General features: G+C 53.4%; 16 protein-coding genes and 1 pseudogene. 8 read left to right on the top strand and 9 right to left on the bottom strand.

All coding sequences use genetic code 11. From position 1 onward, the window contains the following. The first annotated feature begins 75 nt into the window (after nt 1–75). The 4 genes from C1N59_RS20670 to arsC all read left to right on the top strand — a co-directional run bounded on the left by C1N59_RS20670 (nt 76) and on the right by arsC (nt 3,375). Nucleotides 76–969 (top strand): dihydrodipicolinate synthase family protein, encoded by an 894-nt coding sequence (locus tag C1N59_RS20670; RefSeq protein WP_394551164.1) that lies wholly within the window; start codon nt 76–78, stop codon nt 967–969. Between the two features lie 200 nt (nt 970–1,169). Further along, nucleotides 1,170–1,523 carry a metalloregulator ArsR/SmtB family transcription factor gene (locus C1N59_RS20665; protein WP_054634133.1) on the top strand — a complete coding sequence of 118 codons (354 nt, stop codon included), beginning with the start codon at nt 1,170–1,172 and terminating at the stop codon, nt 1,521–1,523. A 90-nt stretch (nt 1,524–1,613) separates the two neighbouring features. Next, the gene (locus C1N59_RS20660) at nt 1,614–2,903 is read left to right on the top strand and encodes an arsenic transporter (RefSeq protein ID WP_394551161.1); all 1,290 of its coding nucleotides are present in this window, start codon (nt 1,614–1,616) and stop codon (nt 2,901–2,903) included. 43 nt (nt 2,904–2,946) lie between these two features. Next, the gene (arsC, locus tag C1N59_RS20655) at nt 2,947–3,375 is read left to right on the top strand and encodes a glutaredoxin-dependent arsenate reductase (RefSeq protein ID WP_054634131.1); all 429 of its coding nucleotides are present in this window, start codon (nt 2,947–2,949) and stop codon (nt 3,373–3,375) included. 66 nt (nt 3,376–3,441) lie between these two features. Here the strand turns inward: arsC and arsH are convergent, their stop codons facing one another. The 4 genes from arsH to C1N59_RS20635 are packed head-to-tail and all read right to left on the bottom strand — an operon-like array spanning nt 3,442 to nt 6,292. Beyond that, complete coding sequence (arsH, locus tag C1N59_RS20650; protein WP_394551159.1) at nt 3,442–4,155, bottom strand: arsenical resistance protein ArsH; 714 nt, start codon at nt 4,153–4,155, stop codon at nt 3,442–3,444. A gap of 5 nt (nt 4,156–4,160) precedes the next feature. Beyond that, nucleotides 4,161–4,493 carry an ArsR/SmtB family transcription factor gene (locus C1N59_RS20645; RefSeq protein WP_375096460.1) on the bottom strand — a complete coding sequence of 111 codons (333 nt, stop codon included), beginning with the start codon at nt 4,491–4,493 and terminating at the stop codon, nt 4,161–4,163. Between the two features lie 42 nt (nt 4,494–4,535). Beyond that, nucleotides 4,536–5,768 carry an MFS transporter gene (locus tag C1N59_RS20640; RefSeq protein ID WP_394551156.1) on the bottom strand — a complete coding sequence of 411 codons (1,233 nt, stop codon included), beginning with the start codon at nt 5,766–5,768 and terminating at the stop codon, nt 4,536–4,538. Then, nucleotides 5,765–6,292, bottom strand: coding sequence for a GNAT family N-acetyltransferase (locus C1N59_RS20635; RefSeq protein WP_058702411.1), 528 nt, complete (start codon nt 6,290–6,292; stop codon nt 5,765–5,767). Before C1N59_RS20635 ends, C1N59_RS20640 begins: the two co-directional genes overlap by 4 nt. 98 nt (nt 6,293–6,390) lie before the next feature. On the opposite strand from C1N59_RS20635, the gene C1N59_RS20630 reads away from it, so the two are divergent. From C1N59_RS20630 to C1N59_RS20620, 3 genes are all read left to right on the top strand, one after another. Further along, nucleotides 6,391–7,296, top strand: a complete 906-nt coding sequence (locus C1N59_RS20630; RefSeq protein WP_028722792.1) for a LysR family transcriptional regulator — start codon at nt 6,391–6,393, stop codon at nt 7,294–7,296. A 615-nt stretch (nt 7,297–7,911) separates the two neighbouring features. Beyond that, entirely contained in the window at nt 7,912–9,564 is a 1,653-nt protein-coding gene (locus tag C1N59_RS20625; protein WP_394551154.1) for a methyl-accepting chemotaxis protein, read from the top strand. Between the two features lie 414 nt (nt 9,565–9,978). Then, a complete protein-coding gene (locus C1N59_RS20620) occupies nt 9,979–10,182 on the top strand; it encodes an EexN family lipoprotein (protein WP_394550017.1) in 204 nt (67 codons plus the stop codon). 459 nt (nt 10,183–10,641) lie between these two features. Here C1N59_RS20620 and C1N59_RS20615 read toward each other — a convergent pair whose 3' ends face one another. Together C1N59_RS20615 and C1N59_RS20610 are read right to left on the bottom strand one after the other, a co-directional pair. Beyond that, nucleotides 10,642–10,908 (bottom strand): EexN family lipoprotein, encoded by a 267-nt coding sequence (locus tag C1N59_RS20615; protein WP_394550018.1) that lies wholly within the window; start codon nt 10,906–10,908, stop codon nt 10,642–10,644. Nucleotides 10,909–10,956: 48 nt separating this feature from the next. Then, nucleotides 10,957–11,319 (bottom strand): hypothetical protein, encoded by a 363-nt coding sequence (locus C1N59_RS20610; protein ID WP_394551152.1) that lies wholly within the window; start codon nt 11,317–11,319, stop codon nt 10,957–10,959. A gap of 310 nt (nt 11,320–11,629) precedes the next feature. On the opposite strand from C1N59_RS20610, the gene C1N59_RS20605 reads away from it, so the two are divergent. Further along, nucleotides 11,630–12,040, top strand: coding sequence for an ASCH domain-containing protein (locus C1N59_RS20605; protein ID WP_394550020.1), 411 nt, complete (start codon nt 11,630–11,632; stop codon nt 12,038–12,040). 183 nt (nt 12,041–12,223) lie between these two features. On the opposite strand, the gene C1N59_RS20600 is transcribed toward C1N59_RS20605, so the two are convergent. From C1N59_RS20600 to C1N59_RS20590, 3 genes and pseudogenes are all read right to left on the bottom strand, one after another. Then, on the bottom strand, nt 12,224–12,907 hold the full coding sequence (locus C1N59_RS20600) for an O-methyltransferase (protein WP_394551150.1): 684 nt from the start codon (nt 12,905–12,907) through the stop codon (nt 12,224–12,226). 25 nt (nt 12,908–12,932) lie between these two features. Continuing rightward, a pseudogene (locus C1N59_RS20595) lies at nt 12,933–13,674 on the bottom strand (SDR family oxidoreductase). A gap of 187 nt (nt 13,675–13,861) precedes the next feature. Next, nucleotides 13,862–18,352, bottom strand: a complete 4,491-nt coding sequence (locus C1N59_RS20590; RefSeq protein ID WP_394551147.1) for an AIDA repeat-containing protein — start codon at nt 18,350–18,352, stop codon at nt 13,862–13,864.

Raw genomic sequence — 18,352 nt, 5'->3', positions numbered from 1 at the left:
ACTTACTGCAACTTTCTCAGTGACAGCTTTGTCGTTTATCAATCAGGCTATAAGTCAGACTTAAGAGGAAAAGTCATGTTTAAAGGTCTAAGCGCGTTTCCAATCACTCCGTTTATATCAGGCTCTCCTGATGAGAAAAGCTTCCTGAGAATACTGAGAAGACTGACAGATGCGAAAGTCGATTCTCTCGGCGTGCTTGGATCGACAGGTAGTTACGCCTATATGACCCGTGAACAACGTGAGCAGATAGCCAGGCTGGCTGTAGACAATGCCGATAATATTCCAGTAATGGTGTGTGTTGGAGCAGTAAGCGCAGATGAAGTGTTACGGCTGGCTGATGATGCGCAGGAAGCTGGCGCCAGTGCTTTGCTCCTGCCTCCACTTTCATACCAGGCACTATATGAAGAAGAAGTATACGAACTCTTTGAAATGGTAGCCCGCAATGTCTCGGTTCCCCTCTGCGTCTATGACAATCCTGGAAAAACCCATTTTACCTTCTCAGATAACCTGCACCGTAAAATTGCAACTCTGCCAGCCGTACATTCGCTCAAAATTCCGCCCGTTCCTTCGGATATGGAAGCTGCCGCTTCCAGGGTCAGGAACCTACGCGGTATATTGCCTGCAGACGTGACAATCGGCATCAGTGGTGACAGCTCTGCTGCTAACGGCCTTATAGCCGGCTGTGAGGTCTGGTATTCTGTATTTGGTGGTCTTTTCCCTGATGTGGCAAAGAAAATAACAGATGCGGCAGTGGCGGGTGACCACACGGCAGTAAGGGAACATCACGGACGACTCAGCCCACTTTGGGAGCTTTTTCATCAGTACGGTGGTGGTTTTAGAATCATCGCAGCTGCTGCCAGTATTCTTGGAATGGCTGATGAAAACTGCCTGCCTCGTCCACTATTGCCTATTCGGGGTGAAAGGTTTGCTGAGCTGAAGCACGTCATATCCAGTCTTGAACTTACTTAATTGCTTCTTTGGACGTATGGAAGATGTCCGCTTTGAGCGAAAAGCGGACCTTGAACGATTACAACTTATTTATCGAAGTACTCTATATCTGACCTGCAAGATAAAAAACCACCAAAAATATATATGTTTCAACGAATGTATAGTTGCTCGCTACCCCCTACTTAGCGATACTGCTCACTGTTTGTTAAACAGGAGTTTTAATGCTTCAGCTCAATCCTCTACAGCTTTTCAAAACGCTTTCTGACGAAACACGGCTCAGTCTGGTGCTGTTGCTGCGGGAAAAGGGAGAACTTTGCGTCTGCGAACTCACATCTACTCTCAGAGAATCTCAGCCCAAAATTTCTCGTCATCTTGCATTACTTCGGGACGCCGGTCTGCTTATCGACAGGCGTGATGGCAAGTGGATTCATTACCGGCTGTCACCTCATATGCCCGCTTGGGCGGCAGCTGTAATTGAACAGGCTTATCTGTGCCAGCGGGATGACATCCTGCAGCTCAGCCAGCAGGCTGAGCTGGACAATGTAACCACCAACGGCAAGCCAATCTGCATTTAAATTTTTTAATTATTCATATGCGTTTTAACGTATGTGTATCTTTAAGCTCTCTGCGCCAGGTCTGACAGGTGCAGTATCAAAGGAGAGTATATGTTTCTGGCGGGTGCGATTTTTGTTCTGACGCTGGTACTGGTTATCTGGCAGCCGAAAGGACTGAGTATTGGCTGGAGTGCCGTTATCGGGGCCGCTCTGGCGCTACTGACCGGCGTGGTGCATATCGGTGATATTCCTGCGGTATGGCAGATTGTCTGGAATGCGACGGCCACGTTTATCGCGGTCATCATCATCAGCCTGCTGTTAGATGAGTCCGGCTTTTTTGAGTGGGCAGCACTCCATGTTTCCCGCTGGGGAGGCGGCAGAGGAAGGCTGCTGTTCACCTATATTATTTTGCTGGGCGCGGCAGTGGCATCGCTGTTCGCCAATGACGGCGCGGCGCTTATCCTGACGCCAATCGTTATTGCCATGCTCCTGGCGCTGGGCTTCAGTCCGGCTGCCACGCTGGCATTTGTAATGGCTGCGGGCTTTATCGCGGACACTTCCAGCCTGCCGCTGATCGTGTCGAACCTGGTCAACATCGTCACGGCGGACTTCTTTAAGCTGGGCTTCAGTGAGTATGCTTCCGTCATGGTGCCGGTGAATATTGCTTCCGTGGTGGCTACCCTGGTGATGCTGCATCTGTTTTTCCGCAAAGAGATACCGGCAACCTATGACCTGGCGAAGCTGAAAGCGCCAGCGGAAGCTATACGCGACATGCGCACCTTTCGGGCTGGATGGTTTATTTTACTTCTGCTGCTGGTCGGATTTTTCGGCCTTGAGCCCCTTGGAGTACCGGTCAGCCTGGTAGCAGCGGTTGGGGCGTTTGTTCTCTGGCTGGTTGCCCAAAAAGGACAGGTTATCGACACCCGCAAGGTGCTGAAAGGTGCGCCCTGGCAGATAGTCATTTTCTCGCTGGGCATGTACCTCGTGGTATATGGCCTGCGTAACGCCGGCCTGACAGATTACCTCTCTGCTGCTTTGAACCGTTTTGCTGAGCACGGCGTCTGGGGCGCCACACTTGGCACCGGCTTCCTGACTGCGGCACTCTCTTCCGTAATGAACAACATGCCTACCGTGCTGATTGGCGCGCTTTCGATTGACGGCAGCACGGCTCTGGGCGTGGTTAAAGAGGCAATGGTATACGCCAACATCATCGGCTGCGATCTCGGCCCGAAAATCACACCCATTGGCAGCCTGGCGACACTGCTGTGGCTGCATGTGCTGGCTCAGAAAAACATCACCATCAGCTGGGGCTACTACTTCCGCGTGGGCATTGTGATGACCCTGCCGGTACTTTTTGTGACGCTGGGGGCGCTGGCCCTGCGCCTGTCTTTTCAACCTTAACCCCGGGGCTGCGTCTGTGCAGCTCCTTAACGGAGTACCGTTTATGACTGATATCACTATTTATCACAATCCGGCCTGCGGAACGTCCCGTAATACTCTGGCGCTTATCCGTAACAGTGGCGTGGAGCCAACAGTGATTTTGTATCTGGAGATGCCACCATCCCGCGACGAGCTTAAAAAGCTGATAGCTGATATGGGTATTAGCGCACGCGCCCTGCTGCGCAAAAATACAGAGCCGTATGAGCAGCTGGAGCTGGCAGAAGACCGGTTCAACGATGATGAACTGCTGAATGCGATGCTGGCTCACCCTATCCTCATCAACCGCCCCGTGGTTGTGACGCCGCTCGGCACAAGACTCTGTCGTCCGTCTGAAGCGGTTCTGGACATTCTGCCTGACCCGCAGCAGGGAGCATTTACGAAAGAGGACGGCGAAAAAGTCATTGATGAACACGGAAACCGGATCAGCCACTGATTTTTTCAGTGTGCTGCCGGCAGGAAGGGAGACGCAAAAACAGAAGCCGGCAGATGCCGGCTTTTTTCATATACTGCGCTGATTAACCCGCTCAGAGAGCTGCGCGGCACTTTCTTTCCTTTCGCTGTAGCGATCGGTCAGGTACTCACTGCGCCCGCGCGTCAACAGAGTGAACTTCATCAGCTCCTCCATTACGTCCACGATGCGATCGTAGTAAGGCGAAGGCTTCATGCGACCATCTTCATCAAATTCAGCCCAGGCTTTTGCCACGGATGACTGATTCGGGATAGTAATCATACGCATCCAGCGCCCCAGAATGCGCATCTGATTAACTGCGTTGAAAGACTGCGAGCCGCCGCTGACCTGCATGACGGCCAGGGTTTTTCCCTGCGACGGGCGAACCGCACCTGACGTCAGCGGTATCCAGTCAATCTGCGCCTTCATGATGCCGGTCATAGCGCCGTGACGCTCTGGGGAGCACCAGATCATGCTTTCCGACCAGAGAACCAGTTCACGCAGTTCCACAACTTTGGGATGCGTTTCAGGGGCATCATCAGGCAGTGGCAGACCGGACAGATTAAAAATTTTGACCTCTGCACCCATTGCCGTCAGCAGCCGGGCGGCTTTTTCCGTCGTCAGCCGGCTATAAGATCGTTCCCGCAGCGAGCCGTAGAGCATCAGAATGCGGGGCGGGTGCGCCACTTCTGCAGCCCTCAGCTTATCTTCCGTCAGCGGCACGTCCAGGAGTGAAGTATCAACATTTTTCAGGGTATCGTTCATGTCATTCACAATGAGGTCTCTTCGTGAGTCGTCGCGGGTGACAGGCTGCAGCTACTGCCTGCGCAGCATTCTTCTGTAAGAAAGGCCATCAGTTGTTCAAGCTGCGTATAGGAAGGTCTGCAAAACAAGGTACGGCTCTGCCGTTCCTGGCTGATCAGGCCCGCGGACATCAGCGCCGAAATATGATGACTGAGCGTGGAGGGCGGAATACCGAGGCGCTTCTGCAGAACACCGACTGGCAGGCCGTCATGACCCGCTCTCACCAGCTCCCGGTATACGCTAAGACGGGTCGGGTGCCCCAGCTCCCGAAGCGCATTTGCTGCTGTTTTTAAATCCATACGCCCTCCTTGAACTATATTTCCAGAATAATAGAAATATAATCAGCGTCGAATATTTTTCCCCGGAATGGATGGCTCGCCCTTATCCCGGTTCGGTCCAGCAGAGGAAGGATGACGACGCCAGATCACTATGGAAATCGCCGTGATGAACAGGGTAAGGATGGCAGATAAAAGCAGCGTGCCGGGTGTGCCGTATTGCTCCAGCAGTATGGCGTAAACTGACGGCGCGAGCGCCGCGAGCAAAAAAGCGGGTGACAGCAGTAAGCCTGTTTTACGGGCATACTGCTGCGGATCAAACAGCAAAAGAGGCAGGACGGCCTTAATGACCGTACTCAGTCCGTTTACAGCCCCGTAACTCAGAATAAAGATGGCTGTAGCCACCGGGGTAACATTCCCTGCAAGGCCAACCAGAAAGCATAATGGCAGAATAATGCCGGTAAACAGGCTCAGACGGATCGCTGAAGTACGTGCACCGGAAGCCACGTCCAGCAGTCTGGCGCTCACCTGTCCCACCCCCCACAACATACCCGCTACGGCGGGCATACCATAAGCGGCCAGTATCTGAGGAAAATGAGCGGACACGCCGGTGGAAACAAAGCTTATCAGCGCTATCAGCGTGGCGTACCACAGGCCGCTGATGAAGGCTTTCCGGTCTTCTGCTGGTCCGATCGCCTGAAGAGCGGGCTGCCCGGCAACGGGAGGTTGACGCCGATAACCTGCCGGAACGGTGGTCAAAAAAAGCAGGCTGACAATGCCTGCACAGCCGTAAACGATAATGGCATGCCGCCAGTCGGTAAAGTGCAGTAGCGCAGCGCCAGCAGGCCAGAACGCGACTGACGCGAGACCACCCAGCAGTGTGACCAGGGTGATTGCCCGGCGGGCCTCTGCGCCTGCAATTTCTACAAGCAGCGCAAATGCGGCATCATACAGGGCAAGTCGCATGCCAGCTCCCATCAGGAGCCAAACGGCAACCCACGATGTTGTTGAATGGGTAAAAGCCATCAGAAAACAACCGAGGACTATGACGAAGGTTCCCACCATCATCACCGTACGCCCGCCGGTACGTGCTATAAGGGGGCCGGTAAGTGGCGAGACAAGCCCCATAACAAGCATGGCAATAGTCAGCCCGGAGAATGTCACAACTGGTGACCGGCCTGTCTCCGACATGATGGCGGTCCCGAAGACCCCCGGCATATAGAATGTGATACCCCAGTTGATTAGCTGCGTCATGCCAATGCAGAAAATGGTGCGGCCTGTCAGATGCTCGTCAGTCAACCCGTGCTCTCCGGAAATGTGGCGTCGCCCTGCCCGAGCGTACGCTGCATGATGACCGTATCAAGCCAGCGTCCGTGCTTGAAGCCCACAGATCTGAGCGTTCCTGTAATGCTGAAGCCTGCCGCGCGATGCAGGGCAAGAGAGGCGCTATTTTCGCTGTTTCCAACTACGGCCACGAGCTGGCGAAAGCTACGGTCCTCTGCCCATGTGACCGCACTCAATAACAACTTTTTTCCGATCCCCTGGCCCTGAAAGTTGGGGGCAATATATACAGAATTCTCCAGGGTGAATCTGTAGGCACATCGTTCCCGGTAGAGTGACAGGTAGCAGTATCCGCGGACATTGCCGTCCTCAACAGCCACAAACCAAGGCAGTCCTGCTGCACGCACCTTTTTCAGGCGGGCTGTCATTTCAGCCGGATCCGGCGGTTCAGTTTCAAAAGTGGCGGTGCCATGCAATACGTGATAAGCATAAATCTGCTGGATGGCAGGAATATGTCGTTCATCTGCTTCGGTTATTTCCATCGTTACGGCTCCTTCTGCGGTCATAAGCAGAGACTAACCGGAATGAATAATTTCAGACAGGCAGCAGGACTTATCAGCGGCATAAGGAAAATTTTGGCATGGCAAACCTGAACCTCGATCACCTGGCTACTTTCAGACTGGTCGTCAGCCGGGGCAGTTTCTCCGGAGCGGCTGAAGCACTTGGTCTGTCGCAGCCGGCAGTGAGCCTGCATATAAGACAACTGGAGCAGGCGCTTCAGGTCCGGCTTATTGAGCGAACCAGCCGGGGAGTAAGGCCCACGCCAGCCGGGCTGACTCTCGTTGAGCACAGCATGAAAATTGATGCAGTGGTAAGTACAGCAGTTGAATCGGTGTGCCAGCATTCTGATGAGATAACCGGCACTGTTACTGTTGGCACAGGCGCAACGGCCTGTATTCATTTACTTCCCCCCTTACTACAGCAACTGCGGCAGGCCCATCCCCTGCTGAAGGTGGACGTACGCACAGGTAACACTTCCGATATAGTGCGGGGCGTGGAGGAAAATCGTATTGATATTGGCCTGGTGACTCTGCCAGCTGCAGGTAAAAACCTGAGCATCATCCCGCTGGGTACGGATGAGTTTGTTGTCATCATGGAAAAGGATGCATCAGAGCCGAGTGCGAAAATATGGAATCCGGGCGCTTTGCTGCCGCTGCCGCTGATTATCTTTGAACCGGGAAGCGGGACACGCGCCCTGATTGACCAGTGGTTCCGGGAGACGGGACATATTGCCTGCCCGGTCATGGAGCTTGGCAGTATCGAAGCTATTAAAAGAATGGTCCGTGCCGGTCTTGGCTACAGCATTGTTCCCAGAATGTCCGTTGCATGCATTGAGGAAAGATCGGGGCTCGATCTTTACTCTGTGACGCCCTCTCTTCACCGGACTCTCGGGACAGTCATGCGGGAAGACCGGATTGTAAGCAGAGGTATCAATGAAGTGCTGAAAAACCTAAACAGCAGTTTTGCAAAAAACGAAATCAGATAAATATTCTTCGATATCTAAACCGGACAGGTCTACTCTCTCCGGCGAAGTATCACTACAGCTTTTACCAGCTACCAATGTCCGCTTTTGGCACAAAGCGGACTTTTTGCTCTGAATCAATCTCCTACTTTCAAATGCTGCTTAAGAAGCATGTGAACGGCGCTTAAAGTAAAAGATGGCGCAAATAATGTTGAACGGCGCCGTACGCCCGCCTAATACAGTCACCGTCGCATAGATAGATCGTGCCCTATCCTACCCCCTCTATTCCCTGAGTATTTATGCGGGCTTTCAGCAAAGAAGAAATTCAGGTAATCCTTTCAACCCCGGCGAACGGCAGGAAGTTGATGACCAAGGATTCGTAAAACTCAGAGGCGGTTGCTGAACACAGTGAATAGCCCGTCCCAGTTTAACGATAACTCAAAACAGCCATGCGCTCTCTCCGGCTTTCAGGTCTGGTACAGTCAGAATGAACATTCTTTAATCGCTGCCGATAGTAATAATTCCGTCATATAAAAAGCGGAAATGTGCTACATCGTCCTTCTGCAGCGCAGGAGAGCTTCTGTATCAGCACTGACGCCTCAATACATCAGTGCTGATACCCTACATCAGGGAACCTTTATGAATAATATAAAAATAGGTATAAGACTCAGTGCGGCCTTCGGCTTTATGGCATTACTTGTGATTATCATGGTGCTGATTGGCGTCCTTAAGATTAACTCGCTCGGCAGTGCGAACGATGAAATTTCAGGCAGCCTTTACAGTAAGTCCTCCGCCTCCCAGTCTCTGCGCTATCTCACATCAGACATGAGTCGCCTCGCCCGCAATGCAATTCTCCTCAGGGACGAGTCTCAGAGAGAGAAAGCCATCAGCGACTACCGCAGCGAAAGGCATGAGCTTGACAGCCTGCTCGAGCTGCTCCGGAAACAGGTGAGCTCACCCACAGGGCTGGAAATCTTTAAGCGTCTCACGGACCGGGCAGACCTCTTTTTACCTTTCCTTGATGAAGTTGTGGCCCTCGCGAAAAACGGTAAGAACGACGAAGCCACGCAGCTGCTTTTCGGTCCGCGCTATCAGAGCCAGGGGGAATTCATGGCCTCCCTGAAACAACTGCAGGACCACCAGGAAGCGCGGATGATTACCGCTGCTGCACAGGCGCGCGCAGACCGTTCGTCAGCACTGATGATACTCATTACCGCAGGTATTGTTGCAGTACTGCTCGCTGCCATATCCGCACTGTTCATTACCCGGAGTATCACGCGGCCGCTTACGGAGGCTGTTCAGGCTGCACGCCGCGTGGCCCTGGGTGACCTGAGTGGCGCGGTGCATGCTGGTCATAAAGATGAGACAGGGGTACTGCTGTCAGCCATTCGTGACATGCAGGATTCGCTGATTAACACCGTCAGCCAGGTAAGAAGCAATGCGGAAAGTGTTGCATCGGCCAGCAACCAGATTGCGCAGGGGAACGCTGACCTCTCACAACGAACTGAAGAGCAGGCCAGTGCGCTGGAGCAGACAGCGGCAACCATGACGCAGCTGGGTATGACCGTCAGGAACAATGCGGAAAACGCACGGCAGGCGGGACAACTGGCAGTGGGCGTACGCGATGTGGCAAATAAAGGCAGTGATGCCACCGGCGCCATTACCGGGACCATGAAGACCATCAGCGAAAGCTCCGGCCGTATTGCCGAGATTACCGCCGTGATTGACGGAATCGCATTCCAGACGAATATCCTTGCGCTCAACGCCGCGGTTGAGGCAGCAAGGGCGGGTGAACACGGCCGGGGTTTTGCCGTGGTGGCCAGTGAGGTCAGGTCTCTGGCGCAGCGCAGCGCAACAGCTGCCGGTGAAATACGTCAGCTTATTGAGGCAAATGCGCACAGCGTCGAAGAAGGTAACAAACTGGTGTTACACGCTTCTGAAACAATGTCAGGCATCCTCTCTGCGGTCGGAAAGCTGACTGACACCGTGGAGGAAATCACCTCCTCAAGCGCCGAACAGGCCCGTGGTATTGAACAGGTAGGCATTGCGGTAACGGAGATGGACAGCACCACGCAACAGAATGCCTCGCTGGTCGAGGAATCTGCCTCAGCGGCTGCGAGCCTTAAAGATCAGGCCGAACGGCTTCTCCAGGCCGTATCCGTTTTCAGTCTGGGTAATCAGGTCATTAGGTCTTCTGTTAATGCGGCTTATGAACCCGTAGGGCAGAAATTCAGTACGCCGGAAACAGGCACTGGCGTAACGAACAGGGACGAAGGCTGGAAGCATTTCTGATCGGAGTACCGCGCTGCTGACTGGCGCGGTACGACGTGAAAATCCTGCAGTAAGTCTCGTCAGTGTTGGTTTATGAAACAAGTTTCTGGTCTTCATCAGACAGTGTCCGCTTTGAGCGATAAGCGGACATTCGTATTTTCATTACAGAACACTCCTGAAATATAGCTATATGACTATGTCTTACTGGTGAAGTGTCCGGTTTAAACAGGGCTATTACACCCTGAAATTTATCAATCTGATAGCATGGTGTTAGTAACTGATTTCACGAACTTGATCATTCAGGAGTAAGTAAAATCTTAAAATTTTAAACCGCTTATGCTAATGAATTATCTAAAGTATTGTGCGGTCTGGTGAAGCAAACTGGCTGGTAAGCTATAATTTTATCAGCATTTCAAACATTCAAAGGAAGATGTGATGAAAACGGGACTGATTTCTCTGAGCCTGCTGGCTACCATACTGCTCACCGGCTGTGACGCGGATGCAAAAAGCATTGAGTGGTACAAAACGCATGAAAAAGAGCGCGACGCGAAGGTGGCGGAATGCAGCAAAGACATCAAAGTGAGTGACACCGATGACTGCCGCAACGCCCGCTTCGCGCGGCCCAATAAAAAATGGTAAAATACACAAGCCGCCGCAAGGCGGTTTTTTTATGCTTTTTAGGCAAGCGGTGAACGGCTGGTTCATCGACACTCATTGATTTTTTTGATGATGAAAGAGGTCTGTCAAAAGCGGACGTTCGAAGTTATCCAACACTAAATGAAGAATAGCCACTGAAACAGCGTATTAATTCAAAGGGAACAGGTCACCATTTTAAAGTCTGTTACAAAGCAAAAACTCTGTTGGCGGTAAAACGCATTCGTTTAATGTCTCCGCTGCCGAAGTCTTGCCGAAAGTTGCCGAGGGAAAATGGCGCGCTCTGTCCAGACTTTGGCCGTCTAACCAGTATATCTGGTATATTCAGTTATAGTTCGGTATATAGGATTCAACGCTTCATCAGGGTGATTCGGTAACATTGGCCTTATACCTAATTTCTGAAAAAGGACGTAAAAAAACCGCCTCGCGGCGGCTCATTTGGTTTTACCAGCCCTTTTCTGGGCTCTTTGTAAATTGGCCTCCGTGGACACCGGCATCAATTGCGTTGCGGCAGTCTTCAGTGGCGCGCGGATTGGAGTCTTTACGGCATTCCTCATATTTCGCTTTACGCTCGTTGTCGTGAGCCTTATACCATTCCTCGCTCTTTGCGCCCTCGTCGCAGCCGGTGAGCAGTATGGCAGCCAGCAGGCTCATAGAAATCAGTCCTGTTTTCATCATTTCTTCCTTTAACGTATGGATTGCGACAGACATTATAGCCTTCTGACTGGCCCGGTTGCACGGTTCGGTGGAAAAGGCGTTTCACCGAATCTTTATCAGGCGAGCGGAAGTAAGCACTGAATCATCCACATCGTAAAGCTTCCGGGCTGCCCGGATTGAGAAAGCGTTCTCGATTTTCTGGACGGTTTTTATCTCCCGGGCTAACCAACCTTCTTCATAATAAGATGCGCAAGCGGCAAGGACATCTTCACGTTTAAATTCTCTGATGTCTCCCAATGTGATGATGGCTACTGCTTTCCGCACCGCCTGCTGCCCCTCTTCCATAAGAAAGTTTTCGTTTTCAATCAGTAATATCTTTTCCCCGCTTCGAACGTCAGGAAACCACTTCCTTATTTCCAGCCTTTTAAGTCCGTTTGCTATTTGGGGTTCCGGCAGGCCGTACAATGGACAGGGCTTTCATAATTTTCTCATCAACATACAGTACCTGGCCGATTCTAAAACGCTCCTCCGGATAAGTCATATGTTCGGTCTTAGAGGAGCGCTACCGAATTCGCGTAAGTAGCAAAAATGTTGTCTGGAAAAAATTACCATCACAAGTGCGCGTTTAGCACAAAGCGGACTGACACGTAGGCCGATGTCCGCCCAGAGCCAGATGAGAACCCCTGCACCCGAGTGATAGCATCTCTTTAAATGCCCGGAAAGTATATGTTAAAACTCTTTATGACATTTTTCATAGACGATAAAAGGGCTGTTAATGACTACAGTTGAGGTATTAAAAGCAAAGTATCCAGGAGCAGTTGCCTGGCAGTTTGGTGACAGCCCAGAGCTGGCAAGCAATCTGGCTGACCTGATTAAAAAAGGGATCAAAACGGCCTCCTGCGGCTCTCTTATCTCTTACCAGCAGGAAGAGCCTGCCCCGAAAATTGGTAGCTATAACATCATCCTTGATGGAGAGAACGTCCCGGTCTGCGTGACCAGACTGGTTTCAATGAAACTGGTTCGTTATTGTGATGTTACTGAGGAGTTTGCCCGCAAAGAAGGTGAAGGCGATTTAAGTCTTGAATACTGGCAGCAAGAGCATAAGAGGTTTTTCTCGGGTGTAGGACATTTTTCTGACGATATGGAACTGATCACAGAAGAATTTGAGGTGGTTGAGTCGCTGTAAGATTCAATTAATACTCTGGCGTTTCAAACCTTATCATTTATTACAATGTCCGCTTCTGGCACAAAGCGGACATGTGCAATAAACAATGTTCGCTTTGTGAGGAATTGAATGTTTTGTGTTTATCATTCAGAAATTGTTAATAAACACTGGAGATAAGTGCGTTTTCCTGAATGATAAATAGCATCATTGGGTTTTAACTATAGCTAGAACGAAACCATCCCATCCCTTTTCACCAACAGTCTGAACTGCCGTCGCTTCAAGGCGCTCATCCTCAGAAATCATTTCTACAAATTTTCGCAGGCCTATAACGTTCGGATCTTCACTACCAGATTCGATAACATTGCCACCGCGCACGGTGTTATCTGCTACGATAACAGTACCTAGTTTCGACAATCTGATAGCCCATTCAAGGTAGTGGGGGTTATTCACTTTATCGGCATCGATAAAAATCAGGTCAAAAGGCGCATCAAGCGTGGGTAAGACCTCAAGCGCAGCTCCCCTGTGCAACGTGACGCGCTCAGCCAGCCCCGCTTTATTGATGTTCTGACTGGCCACTTCTGCATGATGCTCGTTGAATTCAATTGTCGTTATGCTTCCATGGGGTGGAAGAGCTTTGGCCATCCATAGGGTGCTATACCCCCCAAGTGTGCCTATTTCAAGAACACGAACGGCACGTGACATTTGCATGAAAATAGCCAGCATTTTTCCCTGCAAAGAGGATACGTCATGTGTCGGCAAACCTTGAGCTGAGTTATTAGCGAGAGCGTATTTTAAATCTGAATCTTCAGGGGCTAGCTTTTCAGAAAACCAGGCATCTACCTGAGCCCATTTATCGGAATCTTGTGAAGGATAATCCGGAATGCGCATATGAATTTACTCTCCTTAAAAAACTTCAGTAATGAACCAACCCACCATCTACAGCATACTGGCTGCCGGTAACATAGGATGCGTCATCGGACAGCAGGAAAAGTGCAACTGCAGCGGCCTCTTCTGCTGTTCCGGCTCGGCCTAAAGGAACCTGTCTTACCACAAAATCTTCAAACTGCTGACGTGACTCTTCTGGCATAAAGTGCCTGAAGTTGGTTTCAATCGGACCCGGCACCAATTGTGTTAGCGCGGATACCGCGTTCAGCCAGCGCTGATGCCCAGCTTTTGACCATAGCGATAATGGCACCTTTCGTCGCTGCATACAGACTTGTCATCGCCGCACCTTCATAGACAGAGGAGGAAGAAGTTACCAAAATGGACGCGCCTGAATTGAGCGATTCGGACAGGGCTGCCTGCTGTAGCATTGGGCCTCGCACATTAACGTTCATCATACTATTAAAAGAATCTGCCGTTACAGATTCCGGGGAGCCTACTTCAGCATAACCGCCATTTAGCCATAATCCATCAAGTGAACCCCAGTCTTTAATAGCCTCACCAAGCCCATGTATATCAGCTTCGCTTGCAGCATCGCTTTTCAGAATAAGCGAAGCTGCAGGAAGCAGACTGCGTGCACGTTCCAGTCTTTCTTCATTAAGACCGGTTATGACTACATGGCCACCTTCCGTGACAATACGCTGAGCGCCTGCCAGCCCCATGCCACTCGTGCCTCCAGTAATTAGTATCCGTTTACCCTTAAATCTGCCCAAGCTTACAGCCTTATTTGTCTCTGGAATCAGCATTTAACTTACGTAAAAAAATACTATTCATCATCTGTTTCATTATGCAACGATGACATTGTTGCCTGAAGGTCCGCTTCTGGCACAGAGCGGACCATGCAACTTAAGTCTCATGATAATAAGCCGGGCAACGATGCCCGGCTTATTATTTGCCGTCCTACCGGAATGACACGCCGAGATTGACCAGACCGTAGTAGCCGCCTGCCTCGCCGCCGTGCAGCGACTCAGACCAGCCGCCCTGTACGCCCAGCGTCACGTTCTGACGGATGCGTGCGTTCACACCTCCGTTCAGGCCCACGCTGGTGCCCGACAGGTTATTCCGGAATGATGCCTCTGAGCCCGCCACGCCCGGCGCGGACGCCGTAAATCCGCTGTGTCCGGCGTACGACTGTGTCACCGACGGTGTCACCCACCAGGCCAGCGTTGCCTTCGCGTCCTGCGGCGTGCCCAGCTTCAGACCGGCGCGCACCGACTGCCGGCGGCTGTCAGACCAGCTCAGCGAGGCTGCCTCGTCCTGGCCGTCGTTCAGGCTCAGGCCCTGCACCGTGTACTGAAACTGCGGCTCCAGTGCCAGAGCAGGACTGACGGAGAAGGCCTGCCCCACTTCTGCCGACGCCAGCCAGCCCGTGCCGTGGGTTGACAGGCGCGTGTCGTCATTTGAGGCTGCCTTCAGGTTGTGGCGGCTCGCCTGCAGCAGGCCGTCAATATGCAGACCGGCATGGCTGCGGCCTGACACGTAAGCGCCGCCGGTGTAGACCGTGTCACGGTCCGTGCCGGCGTCCGCACTGCCGCCGTCACGCCACACGTCGCTGCGCATCAGGCCGGTGGCACCAAAGATGCCCGCGCGCCAGTCGGCGTCTGCGCCGTCAAGCTGCCACAGGTCGCCGCCCAGCTGGAAGAAGCTGTAGGCGCTGCTGCTTTCCGGTACGCTGCCGCCCGTGAGGCTGCCGCTGTCTGGATGGCGGAGCTGGCCGGCGGCCACGCGGCCCCAGACGCGGCTGTCCGGCGCGTAGTGGAAGCGGGTGTCGGCCGAGCCCGCCACCAGGCGGTCATAGTCCATCGACAGTGACGGCATCGCCGCGTAGCTCCACATGCCGTCACGGTAATTCACCGGCCCGGCCGGAACAGTGTCGTTACTGGCTGAACCACTCTGCGCGGTCTGCTGAGACGTCAGGTACCAGCTCTGGTCAGCGTTGCGGTACAGACTGTAAGAGTAGGCACCGGCAGCCAGGGGCTGCGTCATGCTGAACGCGCCTGCATCCGTGGTGGCTCCGTTAACGGCCTGAATAACCGCAATACCGTTGCCGGTGGTCTGTGCCCCCAGACCGCCGCGGTTGAGCACGCGTAGTCCCGTTCTGCCTGAGGCCCGGCCGCCGTCGATGATGACTTTATCAACCGGAGAACTGCTGTCGCCCGCTACGGTGTTGAGGGTGATGGTGCCGCCGTTGCCGATCAGATTGGTTGCCGTCAGGGTATGCGGGGTAAATGCCCCCTGCGACGGCACAAACACGATGCTGCCGGCGTTGGTCAGGGTGTCCACCAGGGAGTCGCCAGTGATGTTCCAGGTACTGCTGCTGTCGATGTTCACGTCTGTGGGGTCGATGATACCGGTCAGCGTGGCGCTGTTAATCAGCGACAGTGTGGTACCGGCCTGGGCGATGATGTTCGTGAAAGCCTGTAACCCGTCCATCACCAGCGAGCCGGCGTTGAGGTTGACCTGAGACTGGCTGAGGGTTCCACCCAGCGTCAGCAGGCCCGTGCCGTTCTTGGTGAGCTGGCCGCTGCCGGTGAGATTGGTGTTAAGTATGGCACTGGTGCTGGTGTCATAAGTAGTGACACCTTCGTTAACAAAGCTGTTATTTGCAAGGGTCAGGACGGCGCCGTCGGCGATATTCAGCAGGCCTCCCGTAGCAACAGTTGTACCTGACGCAATCCCCCCGCTACTGACCGACAGCGAACCGCCGCTATTAATCGTCGCCTGCAAGGCTGTGCCGCCGCTTAATACGGATAATTTTCCGTCAGCATTAACAACCGTGCCCAGCGCTTTGCCGAATACGCTCTCAGTACCTCCGGCATTAACAACAGTGCCGCTGGAAAAATCGCCGGACTGCACGGTCAGCAACCCACCGTTTTCCAGAAGCACATTTTTTGCCTGACCGCCACTGACCGAGAAGGTACCGCGCGCATTTGTTCCACTCACTACCGCACGGGTGCTGGCCTGTAACGCTGCACCGGACGCCTGAGTCAGGCCTGACACGATACCACCGTCAGCAACAGCAACAGTACCGCCTGAGTTAGCTGAGGCACCGGTTGCTGAACCGCCTGAGCTCACACTGAGCGTACCACCTGAATTTACGCTGGCACTGGTGAGCGAACCACCGTTATTAACCACAGCAAATCCTGCGTCGGTAACGGTTGTCCACGTCGCAACGGCACCATTATTAATATACTGCGTGCCGCCAGAAACAACGGTGGAGGTCACCGTGCTGCCTGAAAACACATTCATGATACCGCCCGTGTTGACCGCAGTACTCAGTGCTGAACCGCCACTCATGACGTTAACCATACCGCTGCTGCTTACACTTGTGCCGGATGCTGCTCCGCCACTGTAAACGTTCTGCGTACCGCCGGCAGTGACACTGGTTGACGTAGCATTACCGTATACCGTTTGAGCCCCTCCGGACAGCGTGGTCGAAGATACAGTGCCTCCCGCATTAATATACTGGTATCCCCCTGTGTTTACCGCTGTCGACGATGTCACACCACCATTATTGACGTATTCAGTTCCGCCAGAATTCACCAGTGACGATTTTGCGACACCACCGTTCTGGACATACAACGTTCCGCCGTTGATTACTGAAGAAATGACTGAACCGTAGTTGTTAATGTAACCATAACCGCTGACTGTTGCCCCGTAACCAGTGCCGCCGTACATGATGTACTGCTGGCCTCCTGAAACCAGAGCGGAACTGGTCGTACCGCCACTGTATACCTGTTCATAACCACCACTTTTGATTGTGGTACTGACTGCGGAGCCGCCGGCTTCAACAAACAGTCTGCCGCCGTTTTCCAGCAGCAGGCTGTTTGCATGACCACCACTGACCGAGAAACCGCCGAGCACGTTGGTGCCGCTTACGGTTGCGCCGGTGTAAGTCTGCAACGCGCCTCCGGAGGATTGCGCGACGGCAGCGGCAGAGCCGCCGTCATAGACGACCAGAATGCCGCCAGAGTTAATGGCTGTGCTTACAGCAGAACCCCCGCTGCTGACGTACTGAACGCCGTTCTGCCTGATGACGGTGCCGGAGGCATTGCCGCCAGTCTCCACGAACAGTCTGCCGCCGTTTTCCAGCAGCAGACTGTTTGCCTGTCCGCCGCTCACGGAGAAACTGCCAAGAACATTGGTGCCGCTTACGGTTGCCCCCGTATATGTCTGGAGTGCGCCACCGGAAGACTGCGCTACTGTAGCTGCAGAACCGCCGTCATAGACGACCAGAATGCCGCCAGAGTTGACAGTGGTGCTGACAGCAGAGCCTCCGTTGACAACGTACTCAATCCCGCCCTGGTTAGCGGTCGTACCCGAAGCATGGTTACCTGACAGCACATATAAAAAACCGCCGTTTTCGAGCAACAGATTACTGGCCACTCCGTTGCTGACAGAGAAATTGCCGAGTGCGTTCGTGCCGCTGACAGTCGCGCCCGTGTAGGCCTGCAGTGCGCCGCCCGACGACTGCGACACACTGCTCGCACTGCCGCCGTCGTATACAGTCAGCGTTCCGCCTGTCCTGATTGTTGTGCTGACCGCAGAGTTGCCGTTTTCCACGTACAAAAAACCACCATTTTCCAGCAGGACATTGCTGGCAAGGCCACTGCTGACAGAAAATCCGCCCAGCGTGTTGGTGCCGCTTACCGTTGCGCCCGTCCATGCCTGCAATGCTCCGCCAGCTGACTGCGCCACCTGTGTCGCGGTGCCACCGTCATAAATCCGCAGCGCACCGCCTGACTGTACAGTGGTACTGACGGCAGACTGACCACTTTGCACATACAGAAATCCGCCGTTTTCCAGCAGCAGACTGTTCGCCTGGCCATTGCTGACAGAGAATCCGCCGAGCGCATTTGTGCCGCTGAGAGTTGCACCGGCATACGCCTGAAGTGCACCGCCGGAGGCCTGGCTGATACTGGTGGCAGTGCCACCAGAGGCGACGTTGAGAAAGCCGCCAGAGTTCAGTGCGGTACTGGTGGCCGTGCCGCCGCTGCTCACATAAAGATGACCGCCCGATGCGACTGTTGTGCCCGTGACAGTACCGCCGTTGTTGACGCTGATCGTTGGCAGGTAATAGCCGACAAACGCGGAGCCACCAACATAACTGCTGGTCGCCAGCCCACCGCTGTTTACATTGAGGGTTCCCCCGCCTGATACTACGGCGCTGTTGGCAGTGTCCCCTGAGTTAAGCGTGAGGGGGTTATAATAGGTAACCTGTGAGCCATTATAGGTAGCCGCCGCCGCCGCGCCCGCCACGCCCAGCAGCAGGAGAGCGCCCGCCACCTTCTTCACCGCCAGCGGCGGACGTCCGCCGCTGCCTGCCTTTTCTGACGCCACTATCCACGCCTGGCGCGCTGCACTCCAGACTATCCGGTACGCTCTGTTCAT

The sequence above is a fragment of the Pantoea sp. SGAir0183 genome (assembly GCF_043545505.1).
Note: the sequence above shows the minus strand (reverse complement) of the source record. Positions and strands in the feature narration are given on the sequence as shown.

Coding starts and splice junctions, on each gene's coding strand:
- C1N59_RS20670 (WP_394551164.1), top strand. CDS start 76: ATGTTTAAAGGTCTAAGCGCGTTTCCAATCACTCCGTTTATATCAGGC.
- C1N59_RS20665 (WP_054634133.1), top strand. CDS start 1,170: ATGCTTCAGCTCAATCCTCTACAGCTTTTCAAAACGCTTTCTGACGAA.
- C1N59_RS20660 (WP_394551161.1), top strand. CDS start 1,614: ATGTTTCTGGCGGGTGCGATTTTTGTTCTGACGCTGGTACTGGTTATC.
- arsC (WP_054634131.1), top strand. CDS start 2,947: ATGACTGATATCACTATTTATCACAATCCGGCCTGCGGAACGTCCCGT.
- arsH (WP_394551159.1), bottom strand. CDS start 4,155: ATGAACGATACCCTGAAAAATGTTGATACTTCACTCCTGGACGTGCCG.
- C1N59_RS20645 (WP_375096460.1), bottom strand. CDS start 4,493: ATGGATTTAAAAACAGCAGCAAATGCGCTTCGGGAGCTGGGGCACCCG.
- C1N59_RS20635 (WP_058702411.1), bottom strand. CDS start 6,292: ATGGAAATAACCGAAGCAGATGAACGACATATTCCTGCCATCCAGCAG.
- C1N59_RS20630 (WP_028722792.1), top strand. CDS start 6,391: ATGGCAAACCTGAACCTCGATCACCTGGCTACTTTCAGACTGGTCGTC.
- C1N59_RS20625 (WP_394551154.1), top strand. CDS start 7,912: ATGAATAATATAAAAATAGGTATAAGACTCAGTGCGGCCTTCGGCTTT.
- C1N59_RS20620 (WP_394550017.1), top strand. CDS start 9,979: ATGAAAACGGGACTGATTTCTCTGAGCCTGCTGGCTACCATACTGCTC.
- C1N59_RS20615 (WP_394550018.1), bottom strand. CDS start 10,908: ATGTCTGTCGCAATCCATACGTTAAAGGAAGAAATGATGAAAACAGGA.
- C1N59_RS20605 (WP_394550020.1), top strand. CDS start 11,630: ATGACTACAGTTGAGGTATTAAAAGCAAAGTATCCAGGAGCAGTTGCC.
- C1N59_RS20600 (WP_394551150.1), bottom strand. CDS start 12,907: ATGCGCATTCCGGATTATCCTTCACAAGATTCCGATAAATGGGCTCAG.
- C1N59_RS20590 (WP_394551147.1), bottom strand. CDS start 18,352: ATGAACAGAGCGTACCGGATAGTCTGGAGTGCAGCGCGCCAGGCGTGG.